We start from the raw sequence: 16,399 nt of genomic DNA, 5'->3' as shown, positions 1-16,399 counted from the left end.
CTGAATGGATGCACGGAAGCCGAGCTCTCGCTGGTTTGGAGTCGCGGTGGCCGGGATGATCATCGTGGCAGCGTGCTCCGCGGGCACCCGGGTCCGAGCGGTCAAACGGGCGGCGATCCCGACGACCACTCAGGCGACAATTGCTCCGCCCGCGCCGGCCACCTTCCCTCTGACCGGGCTCCCCGTGGACGACAAGGGCAGGGCAGCCCGCCCAGCCCTCTCGGTCAAGGTGGACAACGCTCCCGGCGCCTTTCCCCAGGCCGGGCTGAATGACGCCGACATCGTGACTGAGGAGCTGGTCGAAGGCGATCTGACCCGCCTGATGGCCACCTTCGAGTCCCATGACTCGGCGCTCGTCGGGCCGATCCGATCCGCGCGCCCGGTTGATGCCGACCTGCTCCGCGAGCTCGATGGTGGCATCTTCGCCTATTCAGGCGCCGCTGCCGGCGAAGTCGCGCCCGTCAAAGACCACTCGACGGCGACGCTCTTGTCCTACGACGACAACCACATGGGCTTTCAACGTCTCCGCGGTCGGCCCGCACCCCACGACGTGTTCGCGAGTACGGCCGACCTCTACCGGGTCGGGGCCGCGCGGGGCGCGCAGACCACCCCGCCATCCCAGTTGTTTCGTTATGGCGCGACCGGCCCCGGACAGCCGGCAACCAACGCCGTCGTCCCCATGTCGTCTGAGCTCATCGCGACATGGGGGTGGAATGCGACCACGCGTCGCTACGAGCGGAATCAGGGCGGTCGGCCCGACAGGCTGATCGACGGTTCCGTGGTTTCGACCACCAACATCGTGGTGCTCTCGGTCGAGATCCGAGGTACCGGAATCTTCGATGCGGCCCACAACGAGGATCCGCTCGTGGTCGTGAGTGGTTCGGGGCCAGCCTGGGTGGTGCGCGACGGCCAAGTCATCTCATGTCAGTGGCAGCGTCCCAACTACGCCACGCCTATGCGGTTGGTGGACGCGAACGGTGCCGACGTCAACCTCCAGGCGGGGACGACTTGGCTCGAGCTCCTACCGCACGGTCGACAGCCGGCATTCAGTTGACGCCGCGGCAGCGGGACGCATAACCGGCGTTCGGTCGTCTCGTTCCGTGCGAGTTGGTCAAGCTCCGAACGCGCCGAGTTGGACGAGCACTCCGAGCCAGTCCTCGACATGACGGGTCCCGACGATCCGCGCTTCGGCGAGCCCTCTTCCAGTCGGCCGCCACAATCAGCTGGACTGACGAGGTCCTCAGCCGCACCGGTGCCCGCCCTCCTGCCTCGTACGAGAGCTGAGCCGACTCGAGCCCGCCTGGAGGCCGATCAAATACGATCCCGCGTTCGATCGCACGGGCGGTGATGATGGAGCCGATGACCTCTACCCGACGCGAGCCCTCGACCAGCCTGGACGGGTGCAAGCGGATTCTGATCATCGGCAGGACGGGATCGGGAAAGACCACTCTTGCCCGAGACGTCGCCGCCGCGCTCCAGGTGCCCCACGTCGAGCTCGACTCGTTGTATTTCGGGCCGAACTTCAGCACCGTGCCCGAATCAGTCCTGCGGGAGCGCGTTGCGACCGTCATCCAAGAGGATCACTGGGTGACCGACGGCAACAAGCGCGCGGTTCGCGATCTCGTCTGGCCACGCGCGGACACCATCATCTGGCTGGACTATCCGGCCGCGGTGACGCTGTGGCGGTTGGGGCGAAGGGCGTTGCGTCGAACAGCGAGCTTGCAAAAGCAGGCTGCAGAGTCGGGCGATACAAGGGACCTACCCGGACAGTTGATCGCCGGCGCGAAGGCGGTGCTCACTGCGCTTCGGTCCCACACTGGACAGCGACGAGAGTTCCCCCGATTGTTCGCAGCACCGGAGAACCAGCACCTCGCGGTGGTACGTCTCCGCTCACCGCGAGCGACACAGCAGTGGTGCGACCGAGTCCTCCGAGCGGTGTAGACGCGGCGCGGCGATGAGTCAGCCCGCGAGGCGCGCGAACATCGCGAACGCAGGCTTCTCCCCGAAGTCGTCTCGCAGCAGACCCTCGCCCGGCGCCGAGGTGAGCACCGGCCGCCTCGTGGCGCCGGGTGGCAGGTCGAGCGGCTCGCTCCAGTTGATGCCGATGACGTCAGTGTCGCCGGCCAGCGCTTCGAACGTGTCTCGGAGAAACGCGGCCTGGCCCGCGTCTCCGTCCCGGTACGCGCCGCCGAGCTGGGGGGCGTACGACGGCACCGCCTGGACCTGGGGCAATGACGTGTACGCCGTCTCGGTGACCCACACCGGTACCGGGCGGCCCCCGTTGCACCGACGGATCGCCTGCTCCGAGAGCTCGACGACCGCGCGTCCGTAGACGGGCCCGTCGTGGCCCAGGTGCACGTCGAGCACGTCGAGACTGCGGCAGAACTGCGGGTCCGCGTACAAGCTGGCGGTGAAGCTCAGCGCGCCGCGGACGTCGGCCACTCGTTGCAGAATGTCGACGAGCGTCGGCGGCAGGAGCTCCTCGCCTCCGTTCAGCACCTTGACGCGGGGGTCAGCCGCGTGCGCAGCTTCGTACACCGCCTGCTGGAACCCTGCGTACTGCGCGGCCGTCCCGCCCACCCAGTTGCGCCGCGTGTCCTGCGGCTCGTTCCGCGGGATCAGGTACCTCACCCCGAACGGCGCGACGTGGCGCACGAGATCGGTCACGAACTGCCGAGCCGACGCACAGCCGCCGCTGGGGCCGCAGTCGATGGGAGGGTACGCGCCGTCTCCGTGCGCGCGGGGCGCGACGTCCCATGCCGGTGTGTCGCCCATCTCGAGCAGGACCTCCAGCTGTTGCGCCTGGGCCGCAGCGAGGATGCGGTCGAGCCCCCGCCACTTGTACGTGCGTGCGGGTGTCGGCTGCACGATGGCCCAAGGCTGACCGACGCGGATCGCAGTCGCACCGGCTCGGCGCGCCGCCGCGAGCACCTGGGGGAGGTTCTGCAAGCCCTTGCCTCGGGAGAAGCGGTTGACATCGATGCCGAGGGTCACCGATCGGGGCAGGCGCGGTGCGCCGCTCGTCACGGTCGAGGTCGACGTGCCGGATCCCGGCATGGTGGTTGTCGTCCGCGGCGGCGAACCGGGAGGTGGCTGGAAGGCGACGCGGGGCCCGGGCCGTTCGCTCACCGTCCCGTGGAGGACCGCGGCCGCGCCGACGCCCACGATCACCAACACGAAGATGCCCGTCGTGACGGCCGGCCTCTTCCTCACCGAAGACAATTGTTCCCCGGGAGGTCGGCAACCGGCGCGCGCGTCGACAGGGGTCTCCCGGGCTCGCGCTCGCGCCCCTGAAAGGCGAAGACGCGGCCGGCCATGACGCCGCACTCGCCGATGCGTCGTCTATCGAGTCATTCATCGTCCTTCGATGGCCTCGAGACGACCTGTTCTCACGGCACGGGTGAAGGCCTCGTAGTCGCGCTCTGTCTGGTCGGCATAGGCGACGGCAAAGCGCCCGAGCGCCTCGTCGAAGGCAGATCCATTCCCGAGATAGCCGGCGAGCAGAGCCGGGTCTCCGGAGCGGGCATGAGCTCGCGCGAGGGTGGCGCCGCAGAGGCGTCCATAGTCGGCGAGGCTGCGTCCGTCCGAGCCGTCGATCTCCGCGGAGCCCTTCATGTCGCGGAGTTGTCGGACGTAGGTGTCGAAGCCGTCGGCGCGCGCCCAGCCGAGGAAGACGTCGCTGGCCGCTTGCATGATTCGCTGACCGACAACGACGCGTTGCCCCTGGTTTCGGTACGGGGACCGCCCCGCGTAGGGCGAGAGCACCGACGGCTGGGCCTCCTTGATCTGGAGAAAGAGGGGGTCGAGATCGGCGACACCGGCGAGCAGGACGACGAAGCAGCGTGTGCCCACGCTGCCGACGCCCACGACCTTCAGCGCGGCGTCCACGAACTCGTAACGGTCGAGCAGGAGGCGGCGGTCCGGTTCGAGGGTGGCCCGATAGGTCTTGGCGAGCCGGAGTGCCTGCTCGACCTGCTGCTCGTCGAGGCGCACGATCAGCGGCGGGTCCTCGACGATCACGCGTTTGCCGGCCTGCACGGTCGTCAACTTCGAGAGTGCCTGCATGCTGGTGCGGCGGCGAGCCTTTGCAACGGTCCTCTCGACCTCGACCCGAGTGTGCTTGGTCGGGGCCGCGGCGAGAAGGGCGTCGACGTCGATCCGCGAATGCCAGACCTCGAACGACGACAGCTCGGCCAGCGCCGCCATTCCCGACCGGTACTGGAGCGCACAGGCGTGAGCGGCGTCGACGCCGTGGGAGTCGGTCAGCCCGGTTGTGCGCGCGGCCACGACGAGGCTCGCAGCGAGGCGTTTGACGTCCCACTCCCACGGGCCGACCTGGGTCTCGTCGAAGTCGTTGACGTCGAAGACCAAGTTGCGCTCCGGAGTGGCGTACGTGCCGAAGTTCAGGAGATGGGCGTCGCCACAGATCTGCAGCTTGATTCCGGTCGATGGTGTGTGGCTCAGGTCGCTCGCCATCACGAGCGGCGCCCCTCGGTAGAAGGTGAACGGCGACTGCAACATGCGGCCGTTGCGCACCGGTACGAGCTCCGGCAAGCGCGTCCGGTTGGACGCCTCCAGAAGCTCGATCGGATCGAGGCGGTCCTGAGGCGGTTGCCAGTTCCCATGGCTCGAGCGAGGGACTCGCGTGCGCAGGTCGCGAACCGCGGCCCGAGTCTCGTCGCGGCGGCGCAGGGTCGGCACACGGTCGCTCACTGGTACCCCCGGTCGGTCGCGGTCATGGTCTCCCATCTCGCACACCTGCGCCTGGGAAAGCTTGCCACGCGCTCCAGCTCACCGCCCTTCGCCGTTGATCGTGATGGGGTCGCAACGCGGTGATCGAGGCACGCAATTCTTGTATGAGCGACGCGATGCAGGTTCAATCAAAGACGCGGACTCAAAGCAGATCGGGGAGGAAGTCATGGACGACGCCCGTTGGGAGCGGTATGCGGCCGTGGGTGGGATCGTGTTCGTGGTTCTGAGTGTCATCGGCGCGCTTCTGCCCGGCGCGCCGCCCGCGGCCGATGCCTCGGTCGCGAAGATCACGAAGTACTTCCAAGACCACACGGGTTCCATCGAGGCCGGACAGATCTTCCTCGGGGTCGGCATGATCGGGTTGCTGTGGTGGTTCGGCTCGCTGTGGCGGATGATGGTCCGGGCCGAAGATGGTCGCCCCCGCATGGCGATCGTGGCGCTGCTCGGGCTCGCGGCTGCGGCGGGGCTGGTCCTTCTGTCCGGTGCTCTCACGTCGACGACCGCCTTGCGCATCGACGATCTCGGCGGCGCGTCCCGCTTCTTCTACGTCTTGTCGGGCGTCGTCATCGCGACGGCCGGTTTCGGCATCGTCGCGTTTCTGGGTGCCGTCTGCGCGTTGAACTACCGTGCGAGCTTCCTGCCGCAGTGGGTCACCTACCTCGGGTGGCTCGCCGCAGCCGGGTTCCTCGGGGCGAGCCTCGGAAGTGCCAGCGACCACGCCGCGTTCTTCGTGCTGGGTTTCGTCAGCTTCCTCGTGTGGTGCGTGTGGATCGTAGGCGTCAGCGTCGTGATGTGGCAGGGCGACGAGAGGGCTGCACTCGCGGCCTGACCCGACCTCGGGTGCTGCCCACGCACGTACTCGGGCTGCTCGGCGATCGCGTCGATCGTCATGAAGCCATCGGGTAAGACGACGAGGTCGACCTTGCCTTGCCCGAACGTGCATCAGAACGGCGGGTTTGGGATCGGATAGACCGAGCAATTCGGTCATGAGGAGTCGTTCGCGTTCCCGCGCTCGGAACAGAAGCACCTCCTGCGAGCCCGCACCATCGCTCGCGTGCCACCTCCCCGCTTGCGTACGCCCGTCCGGACATAGGACTCTTGGTCTCGCACCTGCGGTGGGGGGCCGGCATGGCGCGTGTCAAGAGTGTTGGCAAGGTCGAGATTCCGCATTGGCCCGCGCTCGACGGGTTGCGCGGTCTCGCGGTTGCCGCGGTGCTCCTCTTTCACGCGGGCTTCGGTTGGGCGAGGGGCGGCTACCTCGGAGTCAGCGCATTCTTCACGCTCTCCGGCTTTCTGATCACCACGCTGCTCCTGACGGAATGGCGCGAGACCGGGCGCGTGTCCCTCCAGCGCTTCTGGTCGCGTCGCCTGCGACGGCTCATGCCGGTTGCACTGGTGGCGCTCGCGGGCATCGTGGTGTTCGGCGCGGTCGTGGCCGACCCCGACCAGGTGCGCGGGCTGCGGGCAGACGTCCTCGCCGCCCTCGGTTACTCGGCCAACTGGCGCTTCATCTTCTCGGGCCAGTCCTACGCCGCCCAGTTCCAGGCGAGCTCACCTGTCCTGCACTTCTGGTCGCTCGCGATCGAAGAGCAGTTCTACCTGTGCTTTCCGCTTCTCGCGCTGCTGGCGCTGCGACTGCGTGGGCGCCGGGGCCTCTCGGTGACGCTCGTCGTGCTTTCGGCGGGCTCCATCGCAATGGGGCGGTGGCTCCTCGACACCGGCGCTTCCCCCGATCGCCTCTACTACGGCACCGACACCCGCGCGTTCGAGCTGCTGTTCGGGGCGCTGCTGGCCGTAGCCCTCGCCGGTTCCCCTTCACCCCGGCGCCGCGTGAGCCGGCTGGCGCTGCAAGGCGGTGGCGCGCTCGCCCTCCTCGCGATGATCGTTCTCTGGGCGACGTTGGCCCAGTCCGATCGGTGGCTCCACCGCGGCGGGCTGCTGGTGCATGCCGTGCTCACGGCGTTGGTGGTCGCCTCCGCCGTCCAACCCGCGGGGCCGGTCCGCGCCCTGCTCGGGCGTGCGTCACTGCGGCGATTGGGACTCTTCCTCTGGCTCGACGCGGACCGCACCGGCCTGTCGCGCCTGCCGCTCTTCGCGCTTCGAGCGGGGGTGACCGTTGCGCTGGCAGCGTGCTCGTACCGCCTGCTCGAGCGGCCGATCCGTGACGGCCGCCGGCTCACCGGGCGCCGACCCTGGGCGGTGGCGCCGGCTGGCGCCGTCGCGGTGTGCGTCGCGCTCGTGGTGGTGACTGCGAGCCCGCCGCAGCCGGCGATCGTGTACAGCGCGGTCCTCGACCACCCAGCGCGGGTGTCCCCGCAGAGTGTTCTCTCTGCCCCTGCCGCGAGCGTCCCGTCCTCGAGTGCGCCTGCCGCGAGCGCCCCTGCCTCGAGCGCGCGGCCGATCCGCATCATGGTGGTCGGCGACTCGGTGGGACAGACGGTGGGTCGCGGCATCGAGCGGCTGGCCATCCGAACCGGTGCGGCGGTGGTGAGCAACTCGGCGTTGGGATGGTGCGCCATCGGCCGCGGGGGTGTGGTCCACCTGTTCGACACGGGGACGCTCGACCAGCGGGGCTGCCGCGACTGGTCCGAGCGCTGGAACATCAGTGGCTTTCACCCCGACGTGGTCGTGGTGCTCTCGACCCTGTGGGAGATCGCTCCGCGCGAACAGCCGCAGTGGGACGGCGTCCGCCGCTTCGGGGAGCCCGACTACGACCGCTGGCTCTGGTCGGAGTACCTCGCCATGACGGCGTACGTCTCGAGTCAGGGCGCGCGGGTGGTCTGGCTCACGGCGCCGTGCGCCGAGCCTGCACAGAGTCGGGCTCGGTTCTGGTCGAACGATGTCGGAGAGCTCGCCGCGCTCGTGCGTCTCAACCGCATGGTGTCGGCCCTCCCGGCGGCGGTCGCACCCGCTCGACTTCGTGTCATCGACCTCTTCGCTCACGTGTGTCCGCGGGGAGAGTTCACCCAGCGGCTCGGCGACGTTGACAATGCGCGACCCGACGGCATGCATTTCTCGGATGCGGGCGCTGACTGGGTCGCCGAGTGGCTCTGCCCCGAGCTGCTCGACAACGCTGCCGCCTGCTCGAACCGGCTTCCGCCGCACAGCTGACGCGGGACGGGCCTCCCGACCGCACAACCGGGAGCTTTCAGCACAATCCCTTTCGGCCCAACTGCTCACAGAGCAGCGTGGCTTCGGCGGTGTAACCCGCGTCGGTCCAATGAACCCCATCTGGATTGTCCGGTGGGACTTGATCGACGAACCTGTCAACGCCACGAATGGACGAAACATCGGGGTGGTTGCCGCTCATGACGATCACCTGACCTCCGGGGCGGAGCGTGGTCCGCGCCGCGTCGACGAGGTCTTGCCATGCCGTGAGGTACTGAGACGCCGAATGAGTCCCGTCCGGGACGTAGGAATCCTCCAGCACCACGAAGTCGACGCCCGACCACTCCCGCACCCAGGTCGACCAAGGGTGGTCGACCGGGTTCGTTCCCCCGTACCACCGCCCGTCGACGATGGCGCCATGCGCCAACCCGACCCGCTGGAACACGGGACCGTATTCCTCCGAGAGGCTGTCTCCGATGATGGTGACTCGGACGGGGTGGTCGACCGTGGGATTCCTTGCTCGAGGACGATGAATGACCTGGGCGGCGGGAACCGCGGGCTCCAGACAGCCCGAAAGGGCGAAGACCAGCATTGCCACGATGAATGCCGCCGGCGCTGTCGTGGCCCTGCGTACGCAACCCATACGTGAGGGAGAGTACCCGAAACGCCCGAATTGCCGTATATAGTCGGTTCAGGGCTTTAGTCCGAAGCGCCGGCTGTCAGCGCTCCCGGCAACCAGTGCCGCGAACCACAGGCAGTGATCCGCGGCGGTGCCGGCTGCCGAATCCTGTCGAGCCATGAGGACCGGATGGTCCGCCACCCGGGCGGGTGCCAGCGGCCCAGAGAAGGAGAGGGACCCCAATGGGTGCATCCGAGAACAAGGCGTTGGTGCGGCGGCTCTTCGAGCAGGGCATGAACGAGCGCAAGGCCGAGGTCTTCAACGAGTCAGTGGCGCCGGACTTCGTCAACCACGACCTGCCGGGGCCCACCCCGGGGCCCGAAGGTTTCCGCCAGAGCTTCGCCATGTTCGAGGCCGCGTTCCCCGACCTGCAGGTGCACCTCGGCGAGGTCATGGCCGCGGAGGACGACAAGGTGATCACCCGCAGCCATTGGACCGGCACCCACAAGGGCGAGTTCATGGGCGTGCCGGCCTCGGGCGCCTCGGTCGACGTCAACTTCATCGACATCTGGCGGGTCGAGAACGGACTGCTGGCCGAGAGCTGGGTGCGCATGGACTTCCTCGGCCTGATGCAGCAGGTCGGCGCCGTCCCGTCCTGAGCCGTGCGCTACGGCGCCGCGACGGGGTCACCTATATCGTGCGACGGATGCGCCGCCTCGTCGTCGCCGTCGTCGTTGCCCTCCTCGGCGCCGGTTGCCTGCCATTGCTGCCCGGGCTCGCGCCCGTCGCGCACCGCCGGATCGTGGCCCTCGGTCACGATGGTCGGTGGTTCACTGACCCGGGCGGACGTGTCGTCATTTTGCGCGGCATGAACTTCGTGGAGAAGTGGGCGCCCTTCACTCCGGCCGCCGACGGCTTCGACGACGACGATGCAGCACTCCTCGCGGCCAACGGGTTCAACACGCTTCGGCTCGGTGTGCCGTTCGAGTTCGTGATGCCCGCGCCGGGTGTCGTCGACGACGCCTACCTGACGTCGATCGCCGAAACCGTGCGCATCCTCGGCCGGCACGGCGCGTACGTGCTGCTCGACTTCCACCAGGACGGATGGGGTCCGGCCACCCACGGCAACGGCATGCCGGCGTGGGCGACGATCACCGACGGTCTCCCCAACCCGCCCGCGCAGTTTCCCCTCTACTACGTCCAGAACCCCGCGTTGCAACGCGCGTTCGAGAACTTCTGGGCCAACCGGCCGGGGCCAGACGGCGTCGCGCTCCAGACGCACTACGCCTCCGCGATGCGCGCCGTTGCGGCCCTGTTCGCGCGTAGCCCCAACGTGATCGGATACGAGGCGATGAACGAGCCGTGGCCCGGCGCGGACTGGTCTTCATGCCTGACCGGCTGCGCCGACCTCGAGGCAAGCCGGCTCGCGCCGTTCTACGCCCGCATGACCGCAGCCGTGCGGTCGGTCGACCGTCGACACCCCGTGCTCGTCGAGCCGTTCGTGCTGTTCAACTTCGGCAACGCCGACACGTCACTGCCGGGACCCGGCTCGCCGAACGTGCTGTCGACCCATGTGTACGCGCTCGACGCGAAAGGGAACGCGTCGGCGATGGATCGCAGCGTCGCCGCCGCCGAGCGCGACCGTGCCGCGCTACTCGTCACCGAATGGGGTGCAATGAGCGACCCGGCTGCGCTCACGCAGACCGAGAACGACTTCGACGCTCGACTCGTGCCGTGGCTGTACTGGTCGTACAACGGGCTCGTCGTCGCCGACAGCAAGCTTCCTCTCGAATCGCCCAACCTCAACGCCTCGGTCCTGGACGCGCTTGCGCGTCCGTACCCGACCCTCGTGAACGGCACGCCCACGCGCCTCACGTTCGACGCCGCGACTGCGACGCTCGACTTCGAATTCGTCACCCGGCGTCCCGACGGACGCCGCGCCGCTCGAGGGCTCCAGACCGAGGTGGTCATCCCGAGGCGGCGCTACCCCGCGGGCTACACCGCCACCGCGGTGGGTGCCACCATCACGTCACGGCGCTGCGCGCCCACCCTCACGTTGCGGAGCCGACCCGGCGCGAACGCAGTGTCCGTCCGGGTGACGCCCGCGAGCTGTTAGCGCAGCACCAGTGGCGCGCTCTCGCGGGCGGGACAGGTGGCGCCGGCGCAGCTGCGCATGGCGTCGAGTCGTTGATGGAGGGCATCGAGGCGCGCGGGACTGGCCGCGCCTGCGATGTTGTTCAACTCGTCGGGATCCCGGGTGAGGTCGTAGAGCTCGCGCTCACCGGTCGAGTACTCGACGTAGGTGTAGGTCGGGAGCCGCAGTCCCTGGAACTCGGGGATCCGGCTCCGCCCGGCTAGGGAGCGGCGCGGGGCAGCGGCCGACGTCGGAGTCGTCGGTTGCGCATCCGAGCTCGAAGTGGTGTCGGCCTGATCGAGATCGTCGGGTTCGAGCTGACCGGCGCCCGAGCGATCCTGCTGGGCGGAGGTCTCGGTCCAGTGCTCGAGGAGGAAGACCTGGCGCCAGTGCGCCGGGACGCGGGGGTTCTTCGTGGTGAGCAGCGGGACGAGTGACCGGCCGTCCGGGTTGTCCGTCAATCGACCGCCGCCGATCGCGGCGATCGTCGGCGCGAGATCCACGTTGCCCGTGAGCGCAGTGACGTGCGACGCCTTCGCGACGCCGGGCCCGCGTATCAGTAGCGGGAGGTGGATGTCGGTCTCGTAGGCGGTCTGCTTGCCGGACGGCATGCGGTGCTGGCCGAGGTGGAAGCCGTTGTCGGATGTGAAGATCACGTAGGTGTCGTCCAGCTGGCGCTTCGCGTCGAGCGCGTCCACCAGGCTCGCGACGCTCCGGTCGACGGCCTGCAGGGATTGGGCTCGCTTGCGGTAGCGCCGGTCGATCAGTCGCTGCCGCTGCGGGGTCAGCGGGGGGAGCGCTTGGATGTACCGGGGCTTGTCGCTGACGTCGGCTTCGTCGTACGCAGGATCGCGCGGTGCCTTCAGTCCCGGGAACGCCCTGGTGTCCTGGGGCGCGGGGGTGGACGGCGAATGCGGCGCGTACACGGCCAAGTAGGCGAAGAACGGCGTCGAGGTGCTCGCGGCGCGGGTGATGAAGTCTCGGGTCTGGCGCGTGTAGACATCGGTGCCGTAGTCGTCGGGCCCATGTCCGTAGTCGACCTGCTTGCCGTTCTCGTTCAGCGTGTAGTCGTACTCGCCGTACGCGTTGCCCTTCGACGAGCTCGACCACTGGTCCCAACCCGGCGGCACGTAGGCCGGGCCCGCGGTATGCGGATAGCCGTTCAGGTATTTGCCGAACAGCCCTGTGGCATAGCCCGCGTCGTGCATCGCCGTCGCGATCGTCGACTGCTCGACCATGTCGGCATGGGCCGTCTCGAAGCCGCCGTTCCCGCCCCCGTTGGTGAGCACACCTGTGTTGTGGGAGTACTGGCCGCGAAGGATCGAGGTGCGGGCCGGGCAGCACAGCGTCACGTTGTCGAAGTACCTGTCGAAGCTCACGCCCTGATCGCGGATGAGCTCGCGCACCTTTGGCATGAAGCGCAGGTCGTCGAGCCGCATGTCATCGGTGAGGACGAACAGCACGTTCGGCTTGCGTCTCGACGACGGCGTCGCGCCCTGGGCCGATCGCCGGCCAGGTGAGGAGGAGGTCGCACACCCTGCCACGAGAAGCACGGCAAGCACGGCTTCCGACCACACGTGACCGCGTCCCAACCCCACGCGATCTCGGCGGGGGGTTGGGACGTGGGAGGCGGTGCGGCTCATCGAGCCTCGACGATACGGGGCCATGATGAGGAAGCATCACACGTGCTGTTAGCTATTTGTGAGCACCCGAAGCGTCGCTCGGCGGACCGGGCTCACACGTGTCTGAACAACTTGCCTGCTGCGTTGAAGTTGCCCGACTCGCACGGGAACGAGCATGACTGCGCGTGGGCAATGATCTTGTAGAGCTCGCCCGCGGCCGGAACTGAAGGCATGGTGAACGTCACCGTATAGCTCCCGTTCGCGTTCGCCGTCTGGCTCATGGGGGTGATCGCCGGCAACAGGGCGCCGTTCGAGACGCGCTTGATCAGGATCGTCTTGTTCGTATGGGCCAGGAGGCACGCGCCGTCGTAGGGGATCGTCGTCGGGTCGTCGGGCTGAACGGTTCGGCACGCGAACTGCACGCCTGTCACCGCCACCGACGTCCCCGTCGGGATCGAGCTCGGACACGTCGACCCGTTGCACGTGATCGAGGGGATCGGGGACTTCAGGAAGAGCTGTCGGTACCCGGCATAGAGCCACGGCCCGAAGGGCGCCGCCGGGTTGAACTGTCCCAGCACCACCGCGCACGTGTGACCGGCCGCGATCTGAGCTGGAGTGGGCGGACAGACCGCGTTCGGGTTGGTGTTGGTGCCCGTGGGCCCACCCCACTGCGTGAGGAGCGCGGCCGACGGGAGCTGGAGCGTCACGTTCGGCCCGCCTGTGCAGCAGTTGCCGGTGGCGTCCAGCTGGAGGCTCCCACTGTTGGGCACGCCCTGCCCCCCGAAGCCCCGCCCGTTGCCGAAGTCACAGCCGTGCGCGATGTCGCCTTGTGCGCCGGTGCCGTCGATGTTGGGCGAGAACGCCACCTGGCCGTTGCACAGCGCGAGGGTCACCGGCGCATTGGCCTTGCCGCCGAAGATCGAGGTCGACACGGAGACGGTTTGCGGCGTGGCGCACGCCGGCCCGTAGTTGGCGGAGCAGCCCGCGTTCTTGCTGGCGGTGAGGTTCACCGCCTTGCTCAGCGCGATGGATCGGCTCGACACCGCGGGGTTCGCATTGAACAGGAAGGGCGCCGAGCCCACCGCCGCCAGAGCGTCGACGAGCCCGGCGCCGACCACGTCGGCGGTTCCGCCGTTGGTCACGGCGGCGGCCGTGGCCTCGAGCGCCGACTTCACCGATGCCGGTGACAAGTTGGGTGACCGCTGGCGTAAGAGTGCCGCTACCGCGGCGGCGTGGGGCGCGGCGGCGGAGGTGCCGAAGAAGCGACAGGGCCCGCACGGCGGTGGGAAGAAGGTGTTCACACCCCCGTCGGTGGCGGCGACGTCGGGCTTGTTGATCACGAGCGGTGAGGGCAGCGGTGGCGCGGGCGTGGTGCCCGAGACCGGTCCGAAGTAAAGGGTCACCGGTCCGTGGGAGGTATAGGGCTCGGGCGTGGTGGCGTTGTTGAAGGGCACCGCGGCGATGGTGGCGGCCTTGGCCGCACCGTTGTGGGAGAGGATCGTCGGGCCGATGATGTCGCCCCCGGTCGAGGTGTTGTACTCGGCGCTGGTCAAGTTGCTGCGGAAGAAGACGTACTTGAGCCGCGGCGTGCTGGACCCGCTGAATCGGTTGACGACCAGGTGCACGTTCTGAGAGGCCCCCGAAGTGTTCTTGTAACTGAGGAACTCGAAGGGGCGCTGGGAGGTGGCGTTGGTGCCAACGCTGGCAGCCAAGACGGTGTTGGTGGCGCTGTTCATGAGGTACAGGTCGAGGTCGGTGGCAACCCCGTTCCACGGCTCGGCCCACTGCAGGTCCACGACGAGGGAGCCGTTGTTGGGCAGCGTGTAGCCCGCGGTCGTGTCGACGCCGGCGCCCGGGTTGAAGTCGTGGCAGGTGGCGCCGGCGAAGCCGGGCAATCCGGGTGGGCACGGCGAGGCGGGGCGGTAGGCGGGTGCCTCGTACGACGAGACGTTCTTGCCGCCAACGATGGTGTTGGAGTTTCCGGCGGAAGAGAAGTACGCGGCTCCGGTGGCCGTCACGTCGTTGACCGCGACGCTGACCGGACCGTCCTGGAACATGGGCTCGACGAAATAGGTGACGTCGTCGACGATCACGCTGGACCCATGCGCGTTGCGCAGACTGCGGATGTTGTCGGCCATGGTCGTCACACCACCGTTGGCCGTGGCGAAGGCGAGCTTGGCCCCGGGCGCGAGGTCATGCACGATCTGGCTCATGGCCCGGCCCTCGTCGGTGAGACCGGCGCCCGCGGGGTCGGACACGACAACGACCGGCGTGGTGCGGCCGCAGGGATTGCCCACCCCCGGCAGGTCACCCGAGGCCACGTCGTTGGCTGCGTGCACGGCCGTGGCGGTGGAGCGGTCGAAGGAATCCGAGAGCACGCCCACCTTGACGTTGGTTCCGTCCACCCCGAAGGCGAACCGGGCCTGGTCGGCCTTGAGCTGGCTGTCGCCCTCCGAGATCGTCGGTGAACACGCGGCAGGCGTCACCGCCGCGTCCACCCCGCCGGCCGGCGCGGTCTGCCCCACCAAAGGCGCGAGCACCTCCTGCACGAACCCCACGCCTGGCGCCTGGGCCAGCGCCTGGAGCCGAGCCGGGCTGATCCAGCCCGTGATCACGTCATAGCGCGGGGACACGTGGGTGACAGTCAGGCCCGCTCTTCCCAGGGCGTCGCGCTCGACCCCGCTCGTGGTGCCGACGCGCACCTCCACGAGCACCTCGTCGACCCCCTCCCGGCGGACCAGCGAGCCGGGACCGTCTGCGGCGAGACTGAGCCGGCGGGCCCGTTCTGCGGCAGAGGCGACGCGGAGCGCCGGTGTCGACAGGAGATGCAGGCGACTGGAGAGCCGCGATCCCTCGTCCGGCTTCTGGCGTCGCGGGGCGGGGGCGGCGCCGGCCGCACCGGCGCCCGCGCCACCGAGCGCGCCGGCCAGTGTCAGCACCGCGGTCGCGACGATGAATCCGAACGTGACCCGTGTCTTTCGCCGCATCGCCAACCCCGATCCCCTCGCGCACCTCTGCGGTCTCGCCGGTGGAGGACGCTACCTGCCGGCAAGCCGATCGACCACCGGCGCGAATGACTCCACGGCGGTGTCCGGGATCACCCAGTAGGTGAAACCCCAACGCTCCCGTCGCGACAAGATCGCATCGCACAACTCGTCGATCGTGCCGACGAGGAGCAACGGGACGTCGGGCGCCTCTCTCGGACTGACGCCAAACGCGGCCGCCATCGACTCCAGAGTCTGTGGTCCGTCGCTGGTGACCTTGGTGAAGGCGCAGTGGCACTGAAGCTCGATGTCCTCGAGACGATCTCCGGCGGCGTCGCGGACCCAGCCGAGCTTCTCGTCGAAGGCGTCTGGTGTCGCCGTCGCGGCGACTTCCGCGTCGAGAGCACCGGTGCGAAGGGTGGCGTTGACCGCGACGATGTCCGCCTCGCGCGCGGCAAACGACAGAATGCGGCGGCCACCGCCGCCGATGCAGACGAGAGGCCCGTTCGGGCGGTGCGGGCGAGGTGTGCCGACCGCGCCGGCAATTCGATAGTGCTGCCCGGAGAACGTGACCGGGTCGGCACTTGCCCAGAGGCCTCTCATCACCGCGAGCGATTCGATCATCCGAGAGATTCGGGTGCCGGCCCCGTCGAACGAGAGGCCGCTGTGGTCGTAGTCGTCGCGCTTCCAGCCGGCGCCGAGGCCGAACTCGACCCTGCCCTCGGACACCACGTCGAGGGTCGCCATCTCTTTGGCCAGAACCACCGGGTGGCGGTAATCGTTGTCGTAGACCAAGGTCCCGACCCGGAGCCGGGTGGTCGCTTCGGCTGCAACCGTCAAACCGACTGTCGGTGACCACTGGTCCTGGAAATGATCGGGCATGAAGAGCGTCGAGTAGCCGAGCTCCTCGGCCCGTTGCGCGAGGCGACGCCACGTCCTGCCGTCGGGTTCGCCCGACGTGATGACCCCGAAGCGCATGGCCCGGGTCATCTGCGATTCACGTTCGCCAGCACGGCGCGGGTGGCGTCTGCGGCGCGCTGGGCCGCTTCCAACGACCCAAGTGCGTGCAGCGCGTCGGAGAAGACCTCGACCCCGATCGGGGCTTTGCTGCCGGCCAGCGCGCGGCACAGTGAGACGAGGTCGAAGGCGCCCTCGCCGGGAAGACACCGGTCGTGCAACG

Annotated in this window: 11 protein-coding genes and 1 pseudogene (1 of these 12 running past the window's edge); 6 read left to right on the top strand and 6 right to left on the bottom strand. The window is 68.7% G+C overall.

Annotated elements, in window-relative coordinates:
* The first annotated feature begins 4 nt into the window (after nt 1-4).
* Nucleotides 5-1,054 carry a DUF3048 domain-containing protein gene (locus tag E6G06_01215; protein TML93718.1) on the top strand — a complete coding sequence of 350 codons (1,050 nt, stop codon included), beginning with the start codon at nt 5-7 and terminating at the stop codon, nt 1,052-1,054.
* A gap of 293 nt (nt 1,055-1,347) precedes the next feature.
* Nucleotides 1,348-1,941 carry an NACHT domain-containing protein gene (locus E6G06_01210; protein ID TML93717.1) on the top strand — a complete coding sequence of 198 codons (594 nt, stop codon included), beginning with the start codon at nt 1,348-1,350 and terminating at the stop codon, nt 1,939-1,941.
* Nucleotides 1,942-1,959: 18 nt separating this feature from the next.
* Here E6G06_01210 and E6G06_01205 read toward each other — a convergent pair whose 3' ends face one another.
* Nucleotides 1,960-3,213, bottom strand: coding sequence for a hypothetical protein (locus E6G06_01205; GenBank protein ID TML93716.1), 1,254 nt, complete (start codon nt 3,211-3,213; stop codon nt 1,960-1,962).
* A gap of 141 nt (nt 3,214-3,354) precedes the next feature.
* Entirely contained in the window at nt 3,355-4,749 is a 1,395-nt protein-coding gene (locus E6G06_01200) for a DUF2252 domain-containing protein (GenBank protein ID TML93715.1), read from the bottom strand.
* 169 nt (nt 4,750-4,918) lie between these two features.
* Between E6G06_01200 and E6G06_01195 the strand changes: the two genes are divergently transcribed.
* Together E6G06_01195 and E6G06_01190 are read left to right on the top strand one after the other, a co-directional pair.
* Nucleotides 4,919-5,581: a hypothetical protein gene (locus E6G06_01195; protein TML93714.1), complete on the top strand. Its 663-nt coding sequence runs from the start codon at nt 4,919-4,921 to the stop codon at nt 5,579-5,581.
* A 299-nt stretch (nt 5,582-5,880) separates the two neighbouring features.
* On the top strand, nt 5,881-7,863 hold the full coding sequence (locus E6G06_01190; GenBank protein ID TML93713.1) for an acyltransferase family protein: 1,983 nt from the start codon (nt 5,881-5,883) through the stop codon (nt 7,861-7,863).
* Nucleotides 7,864-7,900: 37 nt separating this feature from the next.
* Here the strand turns inward: E6G06_01190 and E6G06_01185 are convergent, their stop codons facing one another.
* Nucleotides 7,901-8,458 (bottom strand): hypothetical protein, encoded by a 558-nt coding sequence (locus E6G06_01185; protein ID TML93712.1) that lies wholly within the window; start codon nt 8,456-8,458, stop codon nt 7,901-7,903.
* A gap of 263 nt (nt 8,459-8,721) precedes the next feature.
* Between E6G06_01185 and E6G06_01180 the strand changes: the two genes are divergently transcribed.
* On the top strand, nt 8,722-9,138 hold the full coding sequence (locus E6G06_01180) for an ester cyclase (GenBank protein TML93711.1): 417 nt from the start codon (nt 8,722-8,724) through the stop codon (nt 9,136-9,138).
* Between the two features lie 47 nt (nt 9,139-9,185).
* The gene (locus E6G06_01175) at nt 9,186-10,595 is read left to right on the top strand and encodes a glycoside hydrolase family 5 protein (protein ID TML93710.1); all 1,410 of its coding nucleotides are present in this window, start codon (nt 9,186-9,188) and stop codon (nt 10,593-10,595) included.
* On the opposite strand, the gene E6G06_01170 is transcribed toward E6G06_01175, so the two are convergent.
* The 3 genes and pseudogenes from E6G06_01170 to E6G06_01160 all read right to left on the bottom strand — a co-directional run.
* Entirely contained in the window at nt 10,592-12,280 is a 1,689-nt protein-coding gene (locus E6G06_01170; GenBank protein TML93709.1) for a sulfatase, read from the bottom strand. The genes E6G06_01175 and E6G06_01170 overlap by 4 nt on opposite strands.
* Nucleotides 12,281-12,348: 68 nt before the next feature.
* A complete protein-coding gene (locus E6G06_01165) occupies nt 12,349-15,222 on the bottom strand; it encodes a hypothetical protein (GenBank protein ID TML93708.1) in 2,874 nt (957 codons plus the stop codon).
* Nucleotides 15,223-15,273: 51 nt separating this feature from the next.
* Nucleotides 15,274-16,399 (bottom strand): annotated as a pseudogene (locus tag E6G06_01160) (TIGR03621 family F420-dependent LLM class oxidoreductase) (it continues 599 nt past the right edge of the window).

This window comes from Actinomycetota bacterium (assembly GCA_005888325.1).
Classification (GTDB): Bacteria; Actinomycetota; Acidimicrobiia; order Acidimicrobiales; family AC-14; genus AC-14.
This window is presented reverse-complemented; position numbering and strand designations above follow the sequence as displayed.

Excerpts from the sequence above, each read along its gene's own strand:
- E6G06_01180 (TML93711.1), top strand. The coding sequence starts at position 8,722 with ATGGGTGCATCCGAGAACAAGGCGTTGGTGCGGCGGCTCTTCGAGCAG.
- E6G06_01170 (TML93709.1), bottom strand. The coding sequence starts at position 12,280 with ATGGCCCCGTATCGTCGAGGCTCGATGAGCCGCACCGCCTCCCACGTC.
- E6G06_01195 (TML93714.1), top strand. The coding sequence starts at position 4,919 with ATGGACGACGCCCGTTGGGAGCGGTATGCGGCCGTGGGTGGGATCGTG.
- E6G06_01210 (TML93717.1), top strand. The coding sequence starts at position 1,348 with ATGATGGAGCCGATGACCTCTACCCGACGCGAGCCCTCGACCAGCCTG.
- E6G06_01165 (TML93708.1), bottom strand. The coding sequence starts at position 15,222 with ATGCGGCGAAAGACACGGGTCACGTTCGGATTCATCGTCGCGACCGCG.
- E6G06_01200 (TML93715.1), bottom strand. The coding sequence starts at position 4,749 with ATGGGAGACCATGACCGCGACCGACCGGGGGTACCAGTGAGCGACCGT.
- E6G06_01190 (TML93713.1), top strand. The coding sequence starts at position 5,881 with ATGGCGCGTGTCAAGAGTGTTGGCAAGGTCGAGATTCCGCATTGGCCC.
- E6G06_01175 (TML93710.1), top strand. The coding sequence starts at position 9,186 with ATGCGCCGCCTCGTCGTCGCCGTCGTCGTTGCCCTCCTCGGCGCCGGT.
- E6G06_01215 (TML93718.1), top strand. The coding sequence starts at position 5 with ATGGATGCACGGAAGCCGAGCTCTCGCTGGTTTGGAGTCGCGGTGGCC.